At 61.9% G+C, this 18142-nt stretch carries 21 protein-coding genes and 2 tRNA genes; 8 read left to right on the top strand and 15 right to left on the bottom strand.

Annotation, left to right across the window (positions count from 1 at the left end; all coding sequences use genetic code 11):
* Positions 1 to 33: 33 nt before the first annotated feature.
* The gene (locus tag ACL9RJ_RS05405; RefSeq protein ID WP_422764987.1) at positions 34 to 1980 is read left to right on the top strand and encodes a DNA topoisomerase III; all 1947 of its coding nucleotides are present in this window, start codon (positions 34 to 36) and stop codon (positions 1978 to 1980) included.
* A gap of 89 nt (positions 1981 to 2069) precedes the next feature.
* On the opposite strand, the gene ACL9RJ_RS05400 is transcribed toward ACL9RJ_RS05405, so the two are convergent.
* The 7 genes from ACL9RJ_RS05400 to ACL9RJ_RS05370 form a co-directional block, all read right to left on the bottom strand.
* Positions 2070 to 2963 carry an arginase family protein gene (locus tag ACL9RJ_RS05400; protein WP_017124650.1) on the bottom strand — a complete coding sequence of 298 codons (894 nt, stop codon included), beginning with the start codon at positions 2961 to 2963 and terminating at the stop codon, positions 2070 to 2072.
* Between the two features lie 47 nt (positions 2964 to 3010).
* Positions 3011 to 3703 carry an ABC transporter permease gene (locus ACL9RJ_RS05395; RefSeq protein ID WP_017124651.1) on the bottom strand — a complete coding sequence of 231 codons (693 nt, stop codon included), beginning with the start codon at positions 3701 to 3703 and terminating at the stop codon, positions 3011 to 3013.
* Positions 3700 to 4389, bottom strand: a complete 690-nt coding sequence (locus tag ACL9RJ_RS05390) for an ABC transporter permease (RefSeq protein WP_017124652.1) — start codon at positions 4387 to 4389, stop codon at positions 3700 to 3702. Before ACL9RJ_RS05390 ends, ACL9RJ_RS05395 begins: the two co-directional genes overlap by 4 nt.
* Positions 4390 to 4394: 5 nt before the next feature.
* A complete protein-coding gene (locus ACL9RJ_RS05385) occupies positions 4395 to 5156 on the bottom strand; it encodes a transporter substrate-binding domain-containing protein (RefSeq protein WP_017124653.1) in 762 nt (253 codons plus the stop codon).
* Positions 5157 to 5358: 202 nt separating this feature from the next.
* Positions 5359 to 5862, bottom strand: a complete 504-nt coding sequence (locus tag ACL9RJ_RS05380; RefSeq protein ID WP_042934685.1) for an Lrp/AsnC family transcriptional regulator — start codon at positions 5860 to 5862, stop codon at positions 5359 to 5361.
* A 9-nt stretch (positions 5863 to 5871) separates the two neighbouring features.
* Positions 5872 to 6642: an ABC transporter ATP-binding protein gene (locus tag ACL9RJ_RS05375; RefSeq protein ID WP_017124655.1), complete on the bottom strand. Its 771-nt coding sequence runs from the start codon at positions 6640 to 6642 to the stop codon at positions 5872 to 5874.
* A 42-nt stretch (positions 6643 to 6684) separates the two neighbouring features.
* On the bottom strand, positions 6685 to 7293 hold the full coding sequence (locus ACL9RJ_RS05370) for a helix-turn-helix domain-containing protein (RefSeq protein ID WP_212809848.1): 609 nt from the start codon (positions 7291 to 7293) through the stop codon (positions 6685 to 6687).
* Between the two features lie 589 nt (positions 7294 to 7882).
* Here ACL9RJ_RS05370 and ACL9RJ_RS05365 point away from each other — a divergent pair.
* The gene (locus ACL9RJ_RS05365) at positions 7883 to 8755 is read left to right on the top strand and encodes an SPFH domain-containing protein (protein WP_017124657.1); all 873 of its coding nucleotides are present in this window, start codon (positions 7883 to 7885) and stop codon (positions 8753 to 8755) included.
* 291 nt (positions 8756 to 9046) lie between these two features.
* On the opposite strand, the gene ACL9RJ_RS05360 is transcribed toward ACL9RJ_RS05365, so the two are convergent.
* The 3 genes from ACL9RJ_RS05360 to ACL9RJ_RS05350 form a co-directional block, all read right to left on the bottom strand.
* Positions 9047 to 9247 (bottom strand): hypothetical protein, encoded by a 201-nt coding sequence (locus ACL9RJ_RS05360; RefSeq protein ID WP_017124659.1) that lies wholly within the window; start codon positions 9245 to 9247, stop codon positions 9047 to 9049.
* A gap of 228 nt (positions 9248 to 9475) precedes the next feature.
* A tRNA-Val gene (locus ACL9RJ_RS05355) sits at positions 9476 to 9552 on the bottom strand.
* 253 nt (positions 9553 to 9805) lie between these two features.
* Positions 9806 to 9882: transfer RNA gene (locus ACL9RJ_RS05350), tRNA-Val, on the bottom strand.
* A gap of 184 nt (positions 9883 to 10066) precedes the next feature.
* Between ACL9RJ_RS05350 and ACL9RJ_RS05345 the strand changes: the two genes are divergently transcribed.
* Positions 10067 to 11350 (top strand): NAD(P)/FAD-dependent oxidoreductase, encoded by a 1284-nt coding sequence (locus ACL9RJ_RS05345; protein ID WP_017124660.1) that lies wholly within the window; start codon positions 10067 to 10069, stop codon positions 11348 to 11350.
* A 131-nt stretch (positions 11351 to 11481) separates the two neighbouring features.
* Here ACL9RJ_RS05345 and ACL9RJ_RS05340 read toward each other — a convergent pair whose 3' ends face one another.
* Positions 11482 to 12225 (bottom strand): hypothetical protein, encoded by a 744-nt coding sequence (locus tag ACL9RJ_RS05340; protein ID WP_017124661.1) that lies wholly within the window; start codon positions 12223 to 12225, stop codon positions 11482 to 11484.
* A 172-nt stretch (positions 12226 to 12397) separates the two neighbouring features.
* On the opposite strand from ACL9RJ_RS05340, the gene ACL9RJ_RS05335 reads away from it, so the two are divergent.
* Positions 12398 to 12565, top strand: a complete 168-nt coding sequence (locus tag ACL9RJ_RS05335) for a hypothetical protein (RefSeq protein WP_017124662.1) — start codon at positions 12398 to 12400, stop codon at positions 12563 to 12565.
* Positions 12566 to 12626: 61 nt separating this feature from the next.
* On the opposite strand, the gene ACL9RJ_RS05330 is transcribed toward ACL9RJ_RS05335, so the two are convergent.
* A complete protein-coding gene (locus tag ACL9RJ_RS05330) occupies positions 12627 to 13376 on the bottom strand; it encodes a TerC family protein (protein ID WP_017124663.1) in 750 nt (249 codons plus the stop codon).
* Positions 13377 to 13404: 28 nt separating this feature from the next.
* On the bottom strand, positions 13405 to 13647 hold the full coding sequence (locus tag ACL9RJ_RS05325) for a hypothetical protein (protein ID WP_177129203.1): 243 nt from the start codon (positions 13645 to 13647) through the stop codon (positions 13405 to 13407).
* 134 nt (positions 13648 to 13781) lie between these two features.
* Here ACL9RJ_RS05325 and nhaR point away from each other — a divergent pair, with 134 nt between their 5' ends.
* Positions 13782 to 14687 carry a transcriptional activator NhaR gene (gene nhaR, locus ACL9RJ_RS05320; RefSeq protein WP_017124665.1) on the top strand — a complete coding sequence of 302 codons (906 nt, stop codon included), beginning with the start codon at positions 13782 to 13784 and terminating at the stop codon, positions 14685 to 14687.
* Between the two features lie 89 nt (positions 14688 to 14776).
* On the opposite strand, the gene ACL9RJ_RS05315 is transcribed toward nhaR, so the two are convergent.
* The gene (locus ACL9RJ_RS05315; RefSeq protein ID WP_422764986.1) at positions 14777 to 15286 is read right to left on the bottom strand and encodes a DUF1993 domain-containing protein; all 510 of its coding nucleotides are present in this window, start codon (positions 15284 to 15286) and stop codon (positions 14777 to 14779) included.
* A gap of 130 nt (positions 15287 to 15416) precedes the next feature.
* On the opposite strand from ACL9RJ_RS05315, the gene ACL9RJ_RS05310 reads away from it, so the two are divergent.
* A complete protein-coding gene (locus ACL9RJ_RS05310) occupies positions 15417 to 16064 on the top strand; it encodes a YceH family protein (protein ID WP_422764985.1) in 648 nt (215 codons plus the stop codon).
* A gap of 53 nt (positions 16065 to 16117) precedes the next feature.
* Here ACL9RJ_RS05310 and ACL9RJ_RS05305 read toward each other — a convergent pair whose 3' ends face one another.
* Positions 16118 to 16936, bottom strand: a complete 819-nt coding sequence (locus ACL9RJ_RS05305; protein WP_177087510.1) for a shikimate 5-dehydrogenase — start codon at positions 16934 to 16936, stop codon at positions 16118 to 16120.
* Between the two features lie 257 nt (positions 16937 to 17193).
* On the opposite strand from ACL9RJ_RS05305, the gene ACL9RJ_RS05300 reads away from it, so the two are divergent.
* Both ACL9RJ_RS05300 and ACL9RJ_RS05295 read left to right on the top strand, forming a co-directional pair.
* Positions 17194 to 17538, top strand: coding sequence for a hypothetical protein (locus tag ACL9RJ_RS05300; protein ID WP_042934687.1), 345 nt, complete (start codon positions 17194 to 17196; stop codon positions 17536 to 17538).
* Positions 17539 to 17808: 270 nt separating this feature from the next.
* Positions 17809 to 18003, top strand: a complete 195-nt coding sequence (locus tag ACL9RJ_RS05295; RefSeq protein ID WP_017124670.1) for a hypothetical protein — start codon at positions 17809 to 17811, stop codon at positions 18001 to 18003.
* Positions 18004 to 18142 lie beyond the last annotated feature (139 nt).

Here is an 18142-nt window from a genome sequence, read left to right as displayed (position 1 = left end):
CCCTTGCCAGGCCCTGAATGAAACAAGGTGGTTATGCGGTTGTTCCTCTGCGAGAAGCCCTCCCAGGCCAAAGACATTGCCGCCGTGCTCGGTGCCACGCGCCGTGGCGACGGCTGCTGGGTGGGCCCGAATGCCACCGTCACCTGGTGCATCGGCCACCTGCTGGAAACCGCCCCGCCGGATGCCTACGATGCCCGCTACAAACGCTGGGTGCTGGCCGACCTGCCTATCGTTCCGGAAAAATGGAAGATGCAGGTCAAGCCCAAGACCGCCAGCCAGTACAAGGCGGTCAAGCGCCTGCTGGGCGAGGCCCGGGAACTGGTGATCGCCACCGACGCCGACCGCGAAGGCGAAATGATCGCCAGGGAGCTGGTGGAACATTGCCGCTATCGCGGGCCGATCCAGCGCCTGTGGTTGTCGGCGCTGGACGATGCCTCGATCCGCAAGGCGCTGGCGGCCCTCAAGCCGGGTGGCGAAACCTTCACGCTCTATCACTCGGCCCTGGGCCGCTCGCGGGCCGACTGGCTGATCGGGATGAACATGAGCCGCCTGTTCACCCTGCTCGGGCGCCAGTCCGGCTATCAGGGCGTGCTGCCGGTGGGCCGGGTGCAGACGCCGACCTTGCGCCTGGTGGTGGACCGTGACCGCAGCATCGCCGACTTCGTACCGGTGCCCTACTGGGCCATCGATGTGCACCTGCTGCATGACGGCCAGCCCTTTGTCGCCCAGTGGCGTGCGCCCCAGGATGCCTGCGACGAGCAGGACCGCTGCCTCAACCAGGCCCTGGCGCAACAGGCGGCAAGCGCCATGGGCGCAGCCTCCAGCGCCACGGTGGTCAAGCTCAGGACCGAACGGATTCGCGAGCCGGCCCCCCTGCCCTTCGATCTCGGCACCCTGCAGGAAGTGTGTTCGAAAAGGCTCGGGCTGGGCGCCCAGGAAACCCTGGATATCGCGCAGGCGCTGTACGAAACCCACAAGGTCATTACCTACCCGCGCAGCGATTGCGGTTTTCTACCACTGAGCCAGCACGCTGATGCCGGACGGGTCCTGGCGGCACTCGAACGGGCCGATCCGAGCCTGGAAAAACTGGCGCCGTATCTCGATCCGACACGACGCTCACGGGCCTGGAACGATGCCAAGGTCACCGCCCACCACGGCATTATCCCGACAGGCAGCGGGGCCGGCCTCGACCGGTTGCAAGGCAAGCCACGGGCGGTCTATAGCCTGATTCGTGCCCGTTACCTGGCGCAGTTCCTGCCCAACCACGAATACGACCGGACCCAGGCCGATTTCGATTGCGCGGCACAGGCGTTGCGAGCGGTGGGCAAACGGATTGTCGAGCCCGGCTGGAAACGGGCGCTGCCCGAGGCCCTGGCGCCTGCCAAGGGACGCGAGGCCCCGGAGCCACAGGCCCTGCCGGCATTGCGTGAAGGCAGCGAATGCGTGGTCAACCGGGTCGAACTCAAGGACCTGTGGACCCAGCCACCGAAACCCTTTACCGAAGGCGACCTGATCAAGGCAATGAAAAACGTCGCCCGGTATGTGGAAGACCCGCGCCTCAAGCAGAAGCTCAAGGACACCACCGGCATCGGCACCGAAGCCACCCGCGCCGGCATCATCCAGGGCTTGCTGGATCGACAGTACCTGGTCAAGCACGGCAAAAGCCTGTCAGCGACCCCGGCGGCCTTCAGCCTGATCGACGCGGTGCCCCGGGCGATTGCCGACCCAGGCACCACGGCAATCTGGGAACAGGCGCTGGACATGGTGCAGAGCGGCGAGATGAGCCTGGAAGAATTTGTCGCCAAGCAGGCGGCATGGATGAGCAAGCAGGTGGGGCGATGCGTCGAGCTGAAACTGCAGATCACCATGCCCGCCGGGATGGCCGGAAAAGGGGCAGCGCCCTGGAAGAAGAAACGCAAGGCGACGACAGCCAGGACAGCCCGGAGCCGACGCCCGAAAAAACCGGCAACGGCTTCCTGACTGATCACCCGCCGACCGGCGTCCGGCCATCTTGCAAGACGGCGTGGAAACACAAGGCCTCCGTTACCGTCCCCGGGCCCCCATGGAAGTCAGCGCCGGGCCTGGCTGCCGTACACCGCGAAGGAGAATGCCAGGTACGCCGCCAGGGTCGACGTCATGTCGCCCACGTCGGTGGTCGGGTTGACCTCGGTAATGGCCATCGCCGCACAGTGCGGGGCGAGCAGCTCGACCATCTCCAGCGCTTCGGCCGAACTGATGCCACCCGGTTCGTGGGCTCCGGCGCCCGGCGCAAAGGCCGGGTCGATGGCATCGATATCGAACGACAGGAACAGGTGGTCGGCGCCCTTGACCCGCTCGAGAATACGCTCGACCGTGGCTTGCGGGCCGAGCCGCAGCACTTCGCGCGCGCTGAGATGGATCAGGTCGTTGTCATGCTTGAAGCGGCCCGAGGCCGGGAAGTTGAAGTGCCGTTCGCAGACCTGGATACAGTCCGCCGCCTGGATCTGCTCCAGTTCCAGCGCCCGTCGCATACCACTCGACTGGCTGAAGCGCCCCTGCTTGACGCTGTCGTCCATCAGGTCCAGGTGGGCATCGAAATGAATCACGCCGATGCGCCCCTCCAGGGCCTGGCAGACCCCCTGGGCCACGGGAAACAGCAGGCTGTCGTCACCGCCGATGACCACCGGCACCCGGCCGGCCTGGATCGATTGGCGGACCGCCTCGCTGGTAGCCAGAAAGGTTTTCTGGGTGTCATGGGGCACTACCGCGACGTCGCCGCGATCCACCAGCAGGTGTTCGCCGACCTCCATGAAACTGTCGGTCTCCAGGCAGTAGACCTTACCATCCTGGATGCGCATGTTGATCCACTTGGCGCTTTCCCGCACCCGTGCCGGGGCGAAGCGCGAGCCCGGCCAGCCGAGTGTGGACTCGCCGTCGAAGGGAACGCCCAGAAGATCGAATTGACGCTTGTCGCGGGTAGTCATGGCAGATGCCTCCTGATGATTTGGACAAAAATGCGGGGATCGACGGATCAGCCCCGACGTGGCTGCAGATAGCTCGCCCAGCGCTGTTGCGCGAAACGGAAAGCCAGCACCAGCACCATCGTCAGGACCAGGTACAGTCCTCCCGCAGTGACATAGGGTTCGAACTGGATGTAGTGATTGAGGGTGATGTTGCGTGCCACGCCGGTGATTTCCATCAGGGTCACCGTGCTGGCCAGGGAGGTCGCATGCAGCATCATGATGGTCTCGTTGCCGTACAGCGACAGGGTCCGGGTCAGCATCGCCGGCAACATGATTCGCCGCAGCAGCGTCCAGGGCGTCATGCCGTAGGCCCGCGCCGCCTCGACCTCGCCGGGCGGCAGATGACGCAGCCCGCCGGCGAAGATTTCCGTGGTGTAGGCCGTGGTGTTGAGGATAAAGGCCAGCAACACGCAGAACAGCGGGTTGGACAGCCAGGTCCACAGCACACTGCCACGCAGCAGGTCGAACTGGGCCAGGCCGTAGTAGATCAGGAACAACTGGATCAGCAGCGGCGTCCCGCGAAACACCAGGGTGTAGGCCGCCACGCCGTGGCGCAGCAGCGGGTTGGCCGCATTGCGGGCCACCGCCAGTCCCAGGGCGAGGAAGAAGCTGACTCCCAGCGCGACCACGGTCAGCAGCAAGGTCAGTTGCAGGCCCTGGGCGTAGAGGTCCAGGTTGTCGTAGATCACATCCCAATTCATCGCGCCAACTCCCGAACACCCTGCGAGTAACGTTTGCCCAGCCAGCCGACGAGGATCAGCGACAGCACCGCGATCAACAGGTAGAAGCCCCCCGCCAGCAGATAGAAAGTGAAGGGTTTGCCGGTGGCCTCGGCGGCTCCCTTGGCCCGGAACATGATGTCCTGCAGGCCGATCAGCGACACCAGCGCCGTGGCCTTGACCAGCACCAGCCAGTTATTGGTGAAACCGGGCAAGGCCAGACGCACCATCTGCGGCAGGATGATGCTGCGCAGGGTCTTCACCCGCCCCAGGCCATAGGCCTGGGCCGCCTCCAACTGCCCGTGGGGAATCCCTTCCAGCGCCCCACGAAAGGTCTCGGTCATGTAGGCGCCGAAAATCACCCCCAGGGTCAGCGAGCCGGACAGGAACGGGCTCGGATCCACGGAGTACCTGCCGCCCGCCGCACCGATCCATTGGTTGAGCAGGGCCGGCAGGCTGTAGAACATCAACAGCATGAGCACCAGGTCGGGAATCCCCCGCACCAGGGTGGTGTAGATCTCCGCCAGCACCCGTAGCAGGCGGTGCTCCGAACGCTTGCACAGCGCCCCGGCCAGGCCCAGCACCACCGCCAGGGCCAGCGACACCAGGGCCAGCTGGAAGGTGATCCAGCCGGCGCTCAGGACACTGCCGATGTAGTCGGTCAACATGGGCGTTACTGCGCGTCGAAGTATTTGCGGTTGAGGGCGTCGAGCTTGCCGCTGTCACGCACTTCGCCCAGACCTTCGTTGATCTGCTTGAGCAAGGCCTCGTTGTTCTTGTTGATGGCAATCGCCACGCCTTCGCCGAACTCGGGGGCGTCCTTGCCGGTGAACAGCGGGCCGACCAGTTCGAAGTCCTTGCCGTTGTCGCCCTTGAGGAAGCTGTGGGTGATCTGGGCCTGGTAGCTCATGTGCACATCGGCGCGCCCGCTGCTCAGTTCGAGATAAGGCGCACTGCCGCTGTCGTAGCGCTTGATGGTGCTCTGGGTGTAGTTCTTGGTGACATAGGCGTCCATCGGCGTGCCGGTCTGGACCGCGATCACCTTGCCCTTGAGACCTTCGGGCGAGATGGTCAGGTTGGCCCCCTTGTGCGCGACGAAACGGAACACCGGATGATCGTAGACATCGCTGAAGGCAAGGATCTTGCGCCGGGCCTGGGTAACGGTGAGTTGCGAGATCAGCGCGTCGTACTTGTTACTGATCAGGCCGGGAATCATGCCGTCCCAGGCCGCGTTGATGATCTTGCAATCGAGCTTGGCCGCATCGCAGACAGCCTGGGCCAGTTCGACATCGTAGCCGACCAGTTTGCCGGAGCCGTCCACCGATTCGAAAGGCGGGAACGTCGCGTCGGTGGCAATGGTGATCGGCTCCGCCAGGGCGCCACCGGCGACTACCATCGAGAGGGAAGCGAACAACAGCGTGGATAAACGGTTCATGAGTGCGTCCTATGGGTGGGTCGTAGGTTCGGCAGTGTTGAACAGCGGCATTTCAGCGCTGTTGAAACAGCGTCTTTTCAGGGTTAAAGGCTAACGCCGGGGCCTCGGATCTATCCGTCGTAAACGTCGGCAGTCGCACGGGATACGGCTGTTTTCCCGAGCGGACCGCAGCGGCTTCGGCTGGGTATTCATAGCCTGCGGATCAGGGCAGAAAAGCACTGGCGGGGACGACGGACTGCTTCACGCTGGCCAGGGTCGGATGACTGACCAGACGGTCTATATGCAGCTCGACATCGTTGAACCATTGCTCCGTCAGCACCCGGTAATGCTCCAGGTCGCGACAATGCATGCGCAGGCAGTAGTCGAAGGCCCCACTGACCAGCTGGCACTCGATCACCTCGCGGCTTTCCCGCATCTTCGCCTCGAAAGCGCGCTGCGCGGTCCGGCCGTTCTGGTTGGAGAGCGCCACCATGACCAGCAGCGAAACACCGGGCGACAGCCGCGGCAGGTCGATCATCGCGCCGTAGCCGCGGATCACCCCGAGCTTCTCCAGCTTGCGCACCCGTTCGAGGCACGGCCGCGGCGTCAGGTGCACCCGTTCGGAGAGTTCCTGATAGGTGATCCGGCCTTCGTCGCGCAGGATGTCGAGAATCGCGGCGTCGATACGATCCAGGACCGGGGGGGCTTCGTTCATCACTCGGGACATGGCAGCCTCCTACTTCAGGCGACCGGAAAGAAATTGCTGCAGGCGTTCGCTGCGAGGCTGCTCGAACAACTGCGCCGGCGTACCCTGCTCTTCGATCCGCCCCTGGTGCAGGAACAACGCCTGGGTCGACAGGTGACGGGCAAACCCCATCTCGTGGGTCACCACCACCATGGTCCGGCCCTCCTCGGCCAGGGTCTGCATGACCTTGAGCACTTCACCGACCCGCTCGGGATCGAGGGCCGAAGTCGGCTCGTCGAACAGCATCACTTCAGGCTCCATGCACAGGGCCCGGGCAATCGCCACCCGCTGCTGCTGGCCGCCGGAAAGGTGTGCGGGGTACTGGCCATGACAAGCGGGCGCCAGGCCGACCTTGTGCAGATAGGCTTCACCGCGTTCGCGGGCCTCGGCCTTGCTCAGTCCGTGCACGTACATCGGTGCCTCCATGACGTTTTCCAGCACGGTCATGTGCGACCACAGGCAGAAATTCTGGAACACCATCGCCAGGCGTCCGCGCATGCGCTGCAACTGCATCGGGTCCCGGGCCCGCAAGGCGCCACTGCGCCGATCGCGACGGGTATCGAGCAGCTCGCCGTTGACCTGGATGGTCCCGGCACTGGGCTGCTCCAGCAGATTGATGCAACGCAGGAAGGTGCTCTTGCCCGAACCACTGGAGCCGATGATGCTCACTACGTCGCCGGAACGGGCGGAAAGGCTGACGCCCTTGATCACCTGGTGGTCGCCGTAGCTTTTATGCAGGTCGGTCACTGCCAGCTTGTACATCGATTCGCTCCTCATGCCTGTGGGAAAGAAAGATCAGCGGGGTCAGGCCGGCGGCGGCACGATGACCCACAACGCCGTGCACACTTCATCCTTCGACGGGTTGACCCAGGTGTGCGGATCGCTGGGGGCGAAGGTCAGGGTGTCGCCGGCTCGCAGCAGGTAGGTTTCCTCGGCGACACGCATCTCCAGGCAGCCGCTCTGGACATGCACCAGGTCGGCGGCAGCCTTGATCGAATAGGGTTCGGTACCGGAACCGCCGCCCGGCTCGATCACCGAATAGAGCGCCATCATGTGTTCGTTGCCGGCTCCACAGATCAGGTACTCGCGCATGCCCTCGCCACCCAGGCTGATCGGCGCGCCCTGCCCGGCCGCGACAAAGCGGGTGGACGGCGGCTCGAACAGTTCGCCCGGCTTGATGCCGATGGCTTCGCAGATACGCAACAAGGTCGCCACCGAAGCCTGCACCGTGTCGCGCTCGAAACGACTGATAAAGGATTTGCTGACACCGACCTTTTGCGCCACCTCATCGATCAGCATGCCCTTGGCCTGGCGCAGTGCCCGCAGGCGACTGCCGACGTTGAACGGGTCGGTGCTGCCCGACGAGCCGCTGACGGTTTCGTCCTCCGGCATTTCGATTTTCTTGCTAGGCATTGGACGGTCCTTGAGTTTCCAATTAGACAACTTGAATTGAACATAGCAAGCATCGAGCCAACCTATTAAAAACCCAATAAAACCTGGAAAAATGAAGACATCCATCCTTAAAGCTCGCCATTTCAAGGTATCCAGATGCAAATGGAACAACCTACCCCAACAATTAGTTTCCTATTTGGAAACCTCGACATAGACAGATCGAGCCTCATGACAGGGAGAAAAAAGCAGGCAGACCGGGCACTTTTGGGGCACCGCGAACTGTCATGGTGCGCACCTGCCCTCAAGACAGAAAACAGGCAAAGACAGGAAACGGGCGATGCCCATCACTGTTACAGGCAGTGACCCTTGCCCTCAGGAAAAGCAGGAAGACGTTTCGATTAGACTCAGGGATGGGAGTCGCTTCTCAGAACGGAACAGGCGGCGCAGCTATCATGTCGAGCCGCCGATCCGGGCACCTCGATGGGCACCCGGAACCGTTGCAGTCGGCAAGGCGACCTCCAGAACTCTTGGCCATGCTGGCGGGACGCGCCCTGAGCATTCAGGCAGCGTATCCAGGGATGTGTTTTCCCGCCGCTCAAAGGAACGAACTATGACCCGTAATATGATCGGCAGCGTGATTGGCGGTGCAGCGGCACTGGGCCTTATCGTGGTGTTTTTCGGCAGCTGGTACACCGTGGATGAAACAGAGCGTGGCGTACTGCTGAGAAATGGTGCGCTGGTCGGCGTAGTGGACCCCGGCCTGTCGTTCAAGACGCCCTTTATCGAGACGGTCAAACTGATCAGCACCCAGAGCCAGGTATCGGCCTACGAGAACCTCCAGGCCTACAGCAAGGACCAGCAATCGGCCCAGCTCAAGGTTTCAGTTTCCTGGCACGTTGCTCCTTCCGATGTCGCCAAGGTATACACCCAGTTCAAGGACATCGACGGCGTGCGCGACCGACTGATCAGCCGCCAGGTGCCCACCCAGGTCGAGAACGTCTTCGGTCAGTTCAACGCGGTTGCCGCGGTGCAGAACCGCGTCCAGCTGGTCAACGACATTTCCGCCGCCATCAAGAAAGCCGTGGCGGGTCCCGTAATGATCGACAGCGTGCAAGTCGAGAACATCGACTTCAGCGACGCCTATGAAAAAGCCATCGAAGCGCGCATGGCCGCCGAAGTCCAGGTCAAGACCCGCGAACAGCAACTGGCGACCGAACAGGTCCAGGCGCAGATCCGCGTGACCCAGGCCCAGGCCGAAGCCGACGCGCAACTGGCCCAGGCCAAGGCCGATGCCCAGGCCACAGAACTGCGCGGCCGCGCCGAAGCCGAAGCGATCAAGGCCCGCGCCCAGGCCCTGGCGAGCAACCAGAACCTGGTGGAATTGACCAAGGCCGAGCGCTGGAACGGCGTGTTGCCGACGACGGTACTGCCAGACGGCGCGGTGCCGTTTATCGATGCCCGACAGAATCGTCAGGCTGAGTAACGGAGTCAGTGCGGGGCGCCGGATATTCGGGAGAATCCTGGCACCCTCAAGCTCATTGCGAGCAGCAGACCCCCCTCCCCAGTCAACCTCCGGACTTTTCCTCGATTTGCCTGCCGAGATGACGGACCTCCGCCCGGAGGGCCTGGAGTTCGGTTGTCGCCTGATTGAGTAACTCGCGATCCGATAACCGGGAGCGAACATCGGAAGCTGCTTTCTTGCGTCCCCGGTAGATGGCGAAAGCTATCAATAAAACCATACAGGCCAACCAGGACAGAACGATTATGGCCTTCACTAGCCCACCTCCTGAATTGCGCACACGTAAGAGAAGACAAAACAAACAACACTGGCGACAAACAGCGTGACACTCAACAACACCATCTTGGGTGTGGCGTCGCCCGCCAAGAGGTACAAAGTCGAAAAACCGGTAATAGCAGCACCTGCCCCCAGACCCGCCATCGCGTCAGCCAACCAGCGAATCGTTTTACTTTCCATGCTGCATCCCTGCGCAAAACCCGGCCAAGCATTTCCATACGACGACCTGGCAATGGCAAAGAATGCTGAGGAATACGAGAAGAGTGGTCAACCAATCGAATGTTTGTCGGTATTTCAGGAGCGCCGCAGCGTCGATGCAGGAGGGAGAAAACCTCAAAATCAAGACACAAAAAAAGGGCCAACCTTTCGGTTGACCCCTCTAGACCGCCCAGCAGAGCGGATTTTATCTGGTAGGCGCGATTGGACTCGAACCAACGACCCCCACCATGTCAAGGTGGTGCTCTAACCAACTGAGCTACGTGCCTGCTGTGGGCTGCATTCTACGGATTTTCCGCAGGCTGGCAACCTGTTTTTTCTTCTAAGCCTATGAATAGGCTTGAAAATTTCTACCGAAAGCACCTTTCGCAAATGAAATCAGGCCAGCACTCCTGCCGCGGGCCCGGAAAAGCCCGCAGGCAGCAAAGGCTGTCCGCCCTCCTACATCGCCGAATTCAAGACGAAAAAAAGGCCAACCTTTCGGTTGGCCTTTCTACACCGCCCAGCAGAGCGGATTTTGTTTGGTAGGCGCGATTGGACTCGAACCAACGACCCCCACCATGTCAAGGTGGTGCTCTAACCAACTGAGCTACGTGCCTGCTGTGAGGCGGCATTCTACGGATTTGGCGAAGTGTGTCAATACCTTTTTTGCCGCTAAGTCTATGAATAGGCAAATTTTTTATTTGGCCCCCGGCAACGCCGATGTTTCGGGTGGCTGGCGGGGGTATTTCATCTGAGGTAGGATCAGGCCACTCGTAAAAAATATAAAACAGAGGTTCCAGGATGGCGAACACCCCCTACCCCCAGTCCTATTACGCCGCATCGGCCAATCCGGTTCCCGAGCGCCCGCTGTTGCAGGATGACGTCGAAACCGACGTATGCGTGATCGGTGCCGGCTACACCGGCCTCTCCAGCGCACTGTTCCTGTTGGAGAACGGTTTCCGGGTCACGGTGCTGGAAGCCGCCAGGGTCGGCTTCGGCGCCTCGGGCCGCAACGGCGGCCAGATCGTCAACAGCTACAGCCGCGATATCGATGTGATCGAGCGCAGCGTCGGCGCCAAACAGGCACAACTGCTCGGACAGATGGCCTTTGAAGGCGGCCGGATCATTCGGGAAAGGGTAGCCAGGTACAACATCCAGTGCGACCTCAAGGACGGCGGTGTCTTTGCCGCCATCACCAAAAAGCAGATGGGCCACCTCGAATCCCAGAAGAAGCTCTGGGAACGTTATGGTCATACCCAGCTGGAGTTGATGGACCAGCGCCGTATCCGCGAAGTGGTCGACTGCGATCAGTATGTCGGCGGCATGCTCGACATGAGCGGCGGCCATATCCATCCGCTCAACCTCGCGCTCGGCGAAGCGGCGGCGGTCGAGTCACTCGGCGGCACGATCTACGAGCAATCGCCCGCAGTACGTATAGAACGCGGCGCCAACCCGGTGGTGCACACGCCACAGGGCAAGGTCAGGGCCAAGTTCATCATCGTCGCGGGCAATGCCTACCTGGGCAACCTGGTGCCGGAACTGGCCGCCAAGTCGATGCCCTGCGGCACCCAGGTGATCACCACCGAGCCGTTGAGCGATGCACTGGCGAAATCGTTGCTGCCGCAGGATTACTGCGTGGAAGATTGCAACTACCTGCTGGACTACTACCGTCTTTCCGGCGACAAGCGCCTGATCTTCGGCGGTGGCGTGGTCTATGGCGCACGGGATCCGGCGAATATCGAGGCGATCATCCGGCCGAAGATGCTCAAGGCCTTCCCGCAACTCAAGGACGTGAAGATCGACTACGCCTGGACCGGCAACTTCCTGCTGACCCTGTCGCGCCTGCCGCAGGTCGGTCGCCTGGGCGACAACATCTATTATTCCCAGGGCTGCAGCGGCCACGGCGTGACCTACACGCACCTGGCGGGCAAAGTGCTGGCCGAAGCCCTGCGCGGACAGGCCGAGCGCTTCGATGCCTTTGCCGACCTGCCACACTATCCGTTCCCCGGCGGGCAACTGCTGCGCACGCCATTTACCGCGCTGGGGGCGTGGTACTACACGATGCGCGACAAGCTCGGGGTTTAGTCCTTGCGGGAGCTTGCCGGCGAAGAGCTCCTCGAGAAGGCTGCAAACCTCAAGGCTCTCTTCCCGGCGCTGCGGCGTCCCGACAAGCCCGCTCCCACAAGGTTTTCCTGTGTCATGCGGGCTGCGAGCGATCAGTGTCCGGCAATGGCCCTGGTCGCCTTCGCCGCCGCCTGCTCCTGCCCTGCCCGGGACAGGTCATCGGCGGCCTTCAACCAGCGCTGTCGGTCGACCTGGGCCGGCAGTTGCGTCGGCGCCTGGATCAGTACCGCCCAGCCACCGGCACTCTTCCAGGCCGAAGTGAACTTGTCGAAATCCATCAGCAGCCGACGGTTCATCCCCGCCCGCAACAACACCGTCTGCTTGGTCCGGTTGTAGCCGGCCACCACGGCATAACGCGGTTCGGAAAACACCCGCCCTTCATTGAACCGCACCATCACCGGATATCCGGCCGCGACCTGAGTCAGCACCGCCGGCAATTCGGCATCCAGCGGGTACACCACCATGCCGTACTCGCGCGCCAGCACCTGCATATTGCGTTGCAGATCCGCCTCGGCGCCCGGCAGCTTCAGGGGCTTGTCCAACAGCCCAGGGGTCACCGTCACGCCCTGCTGCGACAGCATGCTGGCCAGGGCTCCCGGACCGCTCTGATAAACCTCGCCGCGGAAAAACGGCACACCATTGAGTTCCACACGCTCCGGCAAACGCTGGATTTCCGGCTGGACGCTGCCGGCACAGCCGCCCAGGGCCAGCAACAGGGCGCCCACCATCAACAACCGGCGGGATGACAGGCAGCGCAAATGGGTTGATCCCTCGAACATCTTCACTCTCTTGATCAGGTGCCAGGCAAGGTCAGCCCCGGCTCGGGCCTTGATCATAGGTCGCAGTCACGCGGTGGTATAGCCTTTCATCACAGTTTGTCCGACGCCATAGAGCGAAATGACTGACCGAACACGACCATTGGTCAATAGCCTGAAACATCCCAGCGACTAGACTGATCCTCAAGCAAGACGAAGTGAGCGAGCCCCCTTCGGGGCGAAGGAGGCACTGATGAGCCTTATCGTGACAGTTGCATTGTTGATCCTGGGTTGGCTGGCGGTCGCGGCGGCCATGTTGTGGGGAATCCTGCGGATCTCCCGTCGCCATCACCCGCACGCCCTGCCCTCGCAACCGCAGGAAGCCGACAAGCCACAGGGACGCACCGTCAGCGCCCATTAAGAGATTTCCCACAAAAAAGGCCGCCTGGAACCAGGCGGCCTTTCTCGTTACACGACGCGGATCAGGCTTGCACCGCCTCGCGTTTCTGCCGGGCACGACGGGCCAGCATGTTCAGCCCCTCGATCACCGCCGAGAAGGTCATGGCGGCGTACACATAGCCCTTGGGCACATGGGCACCGAAGCCTTCGGCGATCAGCGTCATGCCGATCATGATCAGGAAGCCCAGGGCCAGCATCACCACCGTCGGGTTGTCGTTGATGAACTTCGCCAACGGCTCGGAAGCCAGCAACATCACGGCTACCGCCACGACTACCGCGATCACCATGATCGGCAGGTGTTCGGTCATCCCCACCGCGGTGATGATGCTGTCGATGGAAAAGACCAGGTCGAGCATCAGGATCTGGCCGATGGCGGCGGCGAACCCCAGCGACACCCGCGAAGGCCTGTCGTCATGCTCCTTGGTTTCCGGGTCCATGCTGTGATGGATTTCAGTGGTTGCCTTCCAGACCAGGAACAGGCCACCGGCAATCAGGATCATGTCCTTCCAGGAAAACGCCTGGCCGAACACCTCGAGCACTGGCGCCGTGAGCTTGACGATGTAGGCGATGGTGCCGAGCAGGGCCAGGCGCAGGATCAGCGCCATGCCGATACCGATCCGCCGCGCCTTGGTGCGAAACTGCGCAGGCAGCTTGTTGGTCAGGATCGAAATGAAGATCAGGTTATCGATGCCGAGCACGATTTCCATGACGATCAACGTCGCCAGGGCAATCCAGGCAGTGGGGCTGACAGCGAGTTCCAACAGGTATTCCATGGTTCAGTCCTGATTCCGGTAAAGCGGGTTAGATTTCCCGGGACGACTTTTCAGTCTCGTCCGCAGGTTTCGATTTGTTGAGCGGCAACCCACTGGTCGCGTCACTGAGGGCCTGTTCGGCCGCCTTGTGCGTATCGTCGATGGCTTGCTTGGCCGTTTCGGCCGCCGTGCCCATCAACTGCCGGGCGCTTTTTTCTGCCTGGTCGCAACCGCCGAGCACCAGCAAGGAGGCGATCAGCAGCGAGGTGGTCATGATCGAATGGCGTTTCATCCAGGGTTCCTTCTGTTCCCGGGCGAACCGCTCAGTTGGCTCGCCGATAGCGCTGCATTCTAGGGAGCGCGATACTTCAGGAAAATTCGTATTTTCAAGCGCTATACTTCGCTTTTTACGAAGTGATGGCCGCCATGCTCAATTACCGGCAATTGCACTATTTCTGGGTCGTGGCCAAGACCGGCAGCATCGTGCGAGCCTGTGAACAGCTGAACCTGACCCCGCAAACCATCAGCGGCCAGATCAGCCTGCTGGAACAGACCTTTGGCGTTGAGCTGTTCCGCAAGGCCGGACGCCAGCTCGAACTGACCGAAGCCGGGCGCCAGACCCTGCCCTACGCCGAGCAGATGTTCCAGTTGGGCAATGAGTTGGAGGCGATGCTGCGGGCACAGCCGAAAGAGCAGCAGGTGCTGTTTCGGGTCGGAGTGGCGGATGTGGTGCCCAAGTCCATCGTCTATCGGCTGATCGCCCCGACCATGGAACTGGACGAACCGATCCGCATTACCTGCCGCGAAGACAAGCTCGAACGCCTGCTGGCGGACCTGGCGATCCAGCGCCTGGATCTGGTGATTTCCGACAGCCCGATGCCGAGCCACCTGGATATCAAGGGCTACAGCCAGAAACTGGGGGAATGCGGAGTCAGTTTTTTCGCCACCGAGGCGTTGGCGCAACGCTACGGCGACACCTTCCCCAACTGTCTGCAGGGCGCGCCGCTACTGATTCCCGGCCAGGAAACCGTGGTGCGCAGCCGCTTGTTGCGCTGGTTCGCCGAACAGAAGATCCAGCCGAAGATTGTCGGCGAGTTCGACGACAGCGCCTTGATGCAGGCCTTCGGGCAATCCGGCAGCGGCTTCTTCATCGCCCCGAGCGTGATCGCCGATGAGGTGTGCAAGCAGTACGGCGTCAGGCTGATGGGCCAGACCGATGCCGTGAGCGAATCCTTCTATGCGATCTCGGTGGAGCGCAAGGTCAAGCATCCCGGCATCCTGGCAATTACCGAAGGTGCCCGGCGCGAGCTGTTCATGGGGGCGGAAGGTTAAGCGCCGACCGTGCGCAGTCACGAAGCAGTCCTTGTGAAAGCAGACCTGTGGGAGCGGGCTCCCACAGGCAGTGCGTCAGGTTTGACGAATCAGAACGCGCCCATGTAGTCGCGCTTGCCGATTTCCACGCCGTTGTGACGCAGGATCGCGTAGGCAGTGGTCACATGGAAGAAGAACTGTGGCAGGCCATAGCTCAGCAGGTACGACTGGCCGCTGAAGCGCTTCTCTTTCGGCGTGCCCGGACGGGTCACGATCTCGATGCCTTCCTTGCCGTCGACCTGTACGGCGGTGATGCTGTCCAGGTGCGCCAGGGTCTTGCTCAGCAGTGCCTGCAGGTCGGCGAAGGTGGTTTCGGTATCCGGGTAGGACGGTACTTCTATCTCTGCCAGACGTGACGACACGCCCTTGGCGAAATCGACCGCGATCTGCACCTGGCGCACCAAGGGGAACATGTCCGGAGCCAGGCGGGCTTGTACGAATACGCTCGGATCGATGTTCTTCGCCGTCGCGTGGGCTTCGGCCTTGTTCAGAACGTCGCTCAGGGCATTGAGCATTTGCTTGAAAACCGGAATGGAAGCTGCGTACAGGGAAATGGTCATGGGGATCTCGCAATGAAGATGGCAGGAATGAAGCCGGGCGATTATAGCCAGGGTTCCCGTCGTTGCGGCTTGTCTTTTTACGTCGGGAAGTCCTACGCTAGTGCCCTTCCAACGCATAGGGAACAGCACAATGAGCACCGAGCAAGAGACTTCCGGCGACCAGCCACGGTTGAACAGCACGGAAATCCGCATCCTGGGCTCCCTGATCGAAAAGCAGGCCACCAACCCGGAAACCTACCCGCTGACCCTCAATGCCCTGGTCCTCGCCTGCAACCAGAAAACCAGTCGCGAACCGGTGACGAACCTCAGCCAGGGCCAGGTCGGGCAAAGCCTGCGCGCCCTCGAAGGCCAGGGCTTCACCCGCCTGGTGATGGGCAGCCGGGCCGATCGCTGGGAGCATCGGGTCGACAAGGCGCTGGAACTGGTGCCGGCGCAAGTGGTGCTGATCGGCCTGCTGTTCCTGCGCGGGCCACAGACGGTCAATGAGCTGCTGACCCGCAGTGGCCGGATGCATGATTTCGAGGACACCGAACAGGTGGTGCACCAGCTGGAGCGCCTGATCGCCCGGGGCCTGGCACTGTTGATTCCACGCCAGGCCGGACAGCGCGAAGACCGCTACACCCATGCCCTGGGCGATCCGGCGGATATCGACGCGATAATCGCGGCGCGTCAGCAAGGGCCGGAGCGCGGCACTGCCGGCGCGGTGTCGGTGGAACGGATCGAAGAGCTGGAGGCACGGATTGCGGCGCTGGAAGAGCGCCTTGCCCGGTTGGAGTGACCTCCCTCTGCAGGAGCCGGCAAGCCGGCTCCTGCAAAAATCGCGTGGTGTCTCTAGGTCCGGGCAAACGCCACGGCCTTCTGGAACTGCTCCGCTGTCGGTCGCACGCCGGTGTACAGCACAAACTGCTCCAGGGCCTGGATGGCAATCACTTCCAGGCCGGTGATCACCCGCTTGCCCTGCTCCCGCCCGCGCACGATCAGTGGCGTTTCCGAAGGAATCGCCACCACATCGAACAGCGTCTCGGCCGCGTCCACCGCGCTGGCCTCGAAAGCCAACTGACCGGCCTCCGGACCACCGTCCATGCCCACCGGCGTCACATTGACCAGCATCTGCGGGCGCAACTCGCCCAGTTGCGCCTGCCACTCGTAACCGCAGATCGCCGCCAGCGCCTTGCCGGCCGGCTCATTGCGCGCCACGATCACGCCATTACGGTAACCGCCGTCACGCAGGGCCGACGCCACGGCCTTGGCCATGCCGCCGCTACCACGCAGGGCAAAGCTGGTGTCGCGGGGCACCGCATGGGTCTCCAGCAACTGGGCAATCGCGATGTAGTCGGTGTTGTAGGCCTTGAGATGGCCGGCGGTGTTGACGATGGTGTTGATCGACTGGATCGCCGCGGCCGAGGCGTCCAGCTCGTCCACCAGGGCGATGCAGGCTTCCTTGAACGGCATCGACACACCGCAGCCACGGATCCCCAGGGCTCGGATCCCGCCGACCGCGCCGGGCAGGTCCTGGCTGCTGAAGGCCTTGTAGTAGAAGTTCAGGCCCAGCTGTTCATACAGATGATTGTGGAAACGCAGGCCGAAATTTCCGGGGCGCCCAGACAATGACATGCACAGCTGGGTGTCTTTGTTGGGGTTCATCTGCATGTTTCATCTCCTGAAGGGTACTTTCGGATAGACGGGATTAGCCATCGACCCCGGTTTTCGTTGATCATAGCCCGCAGGTGCAAGGCTCTGGCGCGGGTATCGCAGGACTGTAAGGAAGCATCGCCAGGAACCTTACACAAAATTTACTCAGCGGCTGTGAAGATTTTCAGGAAGTCGCTGTCATAGAAGTATCCCCGCGACAGTCCTTGAGTCTATTGCAGACAACAAGCGCTGGGGTTGGAACCCGAGGAATAATCATGATTCGTACAATTCCCAAGATAGCTTTGCTCGTTGGTGCACTCGCTGTCGCAGGTCAGGCCTCCGCCCACGGTGGCGGCTGGGTTGGTCCTGCCTTGTTGGGTGGCGTGATCGGTGGGGCGATTGTCGGCTCGGTGGTATCGAACAGCCGCCCGGTCTACGTCCAGCAGCCTGTCTATGCACAGCCCGCACCGGTCTATGTCCAGCAACCGGCTCCGGTCTACTACCAGCCGGCCCCGGTCTACGTCCAGGCACCGCCTCCGGTGGTGGTCTACGGCGGTGGCGGCTACTACCGTCCGGCGTACTACGGTCACCCGCACTACGGCTACGGCCCACGCTGGTAATCGTCAAGGCAAGAACCCCAGGCCCCGCTCGCAAGACGGGGCCTGACTCGTTCTGGGCTTGCTGAAAAGTACGAACGCGTCACAGGACGGGTCTGAATTTCGGTGGTAAAGGTCGCAAGCGAGACAGCAACGCAGGGCCAATGGCGCATGATATGCATAAGCCGTCACCCGGAGCAGGTATTCACACGGCTGTCATATGGGTGCCATTAGCGATCGGCAAGATCGCCAATACGCCCTGAAAACTTCTACCTATAAAAACAAGGACGAGCCATGCCTACGCAAAACCCACATCGCACCGCCGGCCTCTGCACTTCCAGCAAGGTCTACAGCGCCCTCACCGAACTCAAGCAGCTGGAGGGCCATCGCACGGCCAAGTTTCTCTCGCTGCTGGCCGAGAACCTGGTTCGCAAGGGATTGTTGAGCGAACAGGAAGTGGTGAACATGCTGGATCAGGTCGTCGACTGATCCGGCATGTTCAAGCGCTTGCGGTCGATGCCCCGTTATGGCGCAAGGCTTGATTTCGTCGATGTCCACTATCGAGCGCGGTGATTTTCCCCCGAACCGCCATCCCCGTAAGGTAGCTCCATAGATTGATGGAGGTACT

Source organism: Pseudomonas sp. Mn2068 (assembly GCF_049319725.1).
Taxonomy (GTDB): Bacteria; Pseudomonadota; Gammaproteobacteria; order Pseudomonadales; family Pseudomonadaceae; genus Aquipseudomonas; species Aquipseudomonas gingeri.
The sequence above is the reverse complement of the archived record's forward strand: the minus strand, read 5'-3'. Positions and strand labels throughout refer to the sequence as shown.

What these genes read in the sequence shown, in the direction of transcription:
- ACL9RJ_RS05405 (WP_422764987.1), top strand. Translation starts at nt 34, where the DNA reads ATGCGGTTGTTCCTCTGCGAGAAGCCCTCCCAGGCCAAAGACATTGCC.
- ACL9RJ_RS05400 (WP_017124650.1), bottom strand. Translation starts at nt 2,963, where the DNA reads ATGACTACCCGCGACAAGCGTCAATTCGATCTTCTGGGCGTTCCCTTC.
- ACL9RJ_RS05395 (WP_017124651.1), bottom strand. Translation starts at nt 3,703, where the DNA reads ATGAATTGGGATGTGATCTACGACAACCTGGACCTCTACGCCCAGGGC.
- ACL9RJ_RS05390 (WP_017124652.1), bottom strand. Translation starts at nt 4,389, where the DNA reads ATGTTGACCGACTACATCGGCAGTGTCCTGAGCGCCGGCTGGATCACC.
- ACL9RJ_RS05385 (WP_017124653.1), bottom strand. Translation starts at nt 5,156, where the DNA reads ATGAACCGTTTATCCACGCTGTTGTTCGCTTCCCTCTCGATGGTAGTC.
- ACL9RJ_RS05380 (WP_042934685.1), bottom strand. Translation starts at nt 5,862, where the DNA reads ATGTCCCGAGTGATGAACGAAGCCCCCCCGGTCCTGGATCGTATCGAC.
- ACL9RJ_RS05375 (WP_017124655.1), bottom strand. Translation starts at nt 6,642, where the DNA reads ATGTACAAGCTGGCAGTGACCGACCTGCATAAAAGCTACGGCGACCAC.
- ACL9RJ_RS05370 (WP_212809848.1), bottom strand. Translation starts at nt 7,293, where the DNA reads ATGCCTAGCAAGAAAATCGAAATGCCGGAGGACGAAACCGTCAGCGGC.
- ACL9RJ_RS05365 (WP_017124657.1), top strand. Translation starts at nt 7,883, where the DNA reads ATGACCCGTAATATGATCGGCAGCGTGATTGGCGGTGCAGCGGCACTG.
- ACL9RJ_RS05360 (WP_017124659.1), bottom strand. Translation starts at nt 9,247, where the DNA reads ATGGAAAGTAAAACGATTCGCTGGTTGGCTGACGCGATGGCGGGTCTG.
- ACL9RJ_RS05345 (WP_017124660.1), top strand. Translation starts at nt 10,067, where the DNA reads ATGGCGAACACCCCCTACCCCCAGTCCTATTACGCCGCATCGGCCAAT.
- ACL9RJ_RS05340 (WP_017124661.1), bottom strand. Translation starts at nt 12,225, where the DNA reads ATGATCAAGGCCCGAGCCGGGGCTGACCTTGCCTGGCACCTGATCAAG.
- ACL9RJ_RS05335 (WP_017124662.1), top strand. Translation starts at nt 12,398, where the DNA reads ATGAGCCTTATCGTGACAGTTGCATTGTTGATCCTGGGTTGGCTGGCG.
- ACL9RJ_RS05330 (WP_017124663.1), bottom strand. Translation starts at nt 13,376, where the DNA reads ATGGAATACCTGTTGGAACTCGCTGTCAGCCCCACTGCCTGGATTGCC.
- ACL9RJ_RS05325 (WP_177129203.1), bottom strand. Translation starts at nt 13,647, where the DNA reads ATGAAACGCCATTCGATCATGACCACCTCGCTGCTGATCGCCTCCTTG.
- nhaR (WP_017124665.1), top strand. Translation starts at nt 13,782, where the DNA reads ATGCTCAATTACCGGCAATTGCACTATTTCTGGGTCGTGGCCAAGACC.
- ACL9RJ_RS05315 (WP_422764986.1), bottom strand. Translation starts at nt 15,286, where the DNA reads ATGACCATTTCCCTGTACGCAGCTTCCATTCCGGTTTTCAAGCAAATG.
- ACL9RJ_RS05310 (WP_422764985.1), top strand. Translation starts at nt 15,417, where the DNA reads ATGAGCACCGAGCAAGAGACTTCCGGCGACCAGCCACGGTTGAACAGC.
- ACL9RJ_RS05305 (WP_177087510.1), bottom strand. Translation starts at nt 16,936, where the DNA reads ATGCAGATGAACCCCAACAAAGACACCCAGCTGTGCATGTCATTGTCT.
- ACL9RJ_RS05300 (WP_042934687.1), top strand. Translation starts at nt 17,194, where the DNA reads ATGATTCGTACAATTCCCAAGATAGCTTTGCTCGTTGGTGCACTCGCT.
- ACL9RJ_RS05295 (WP_017124670.1), top strand. Translation starts at nt 17,809, where the DNA reads ATGCCTACGCAAAACCCACATCGCACCGCCGGCCTCTGCACTTCCAGC.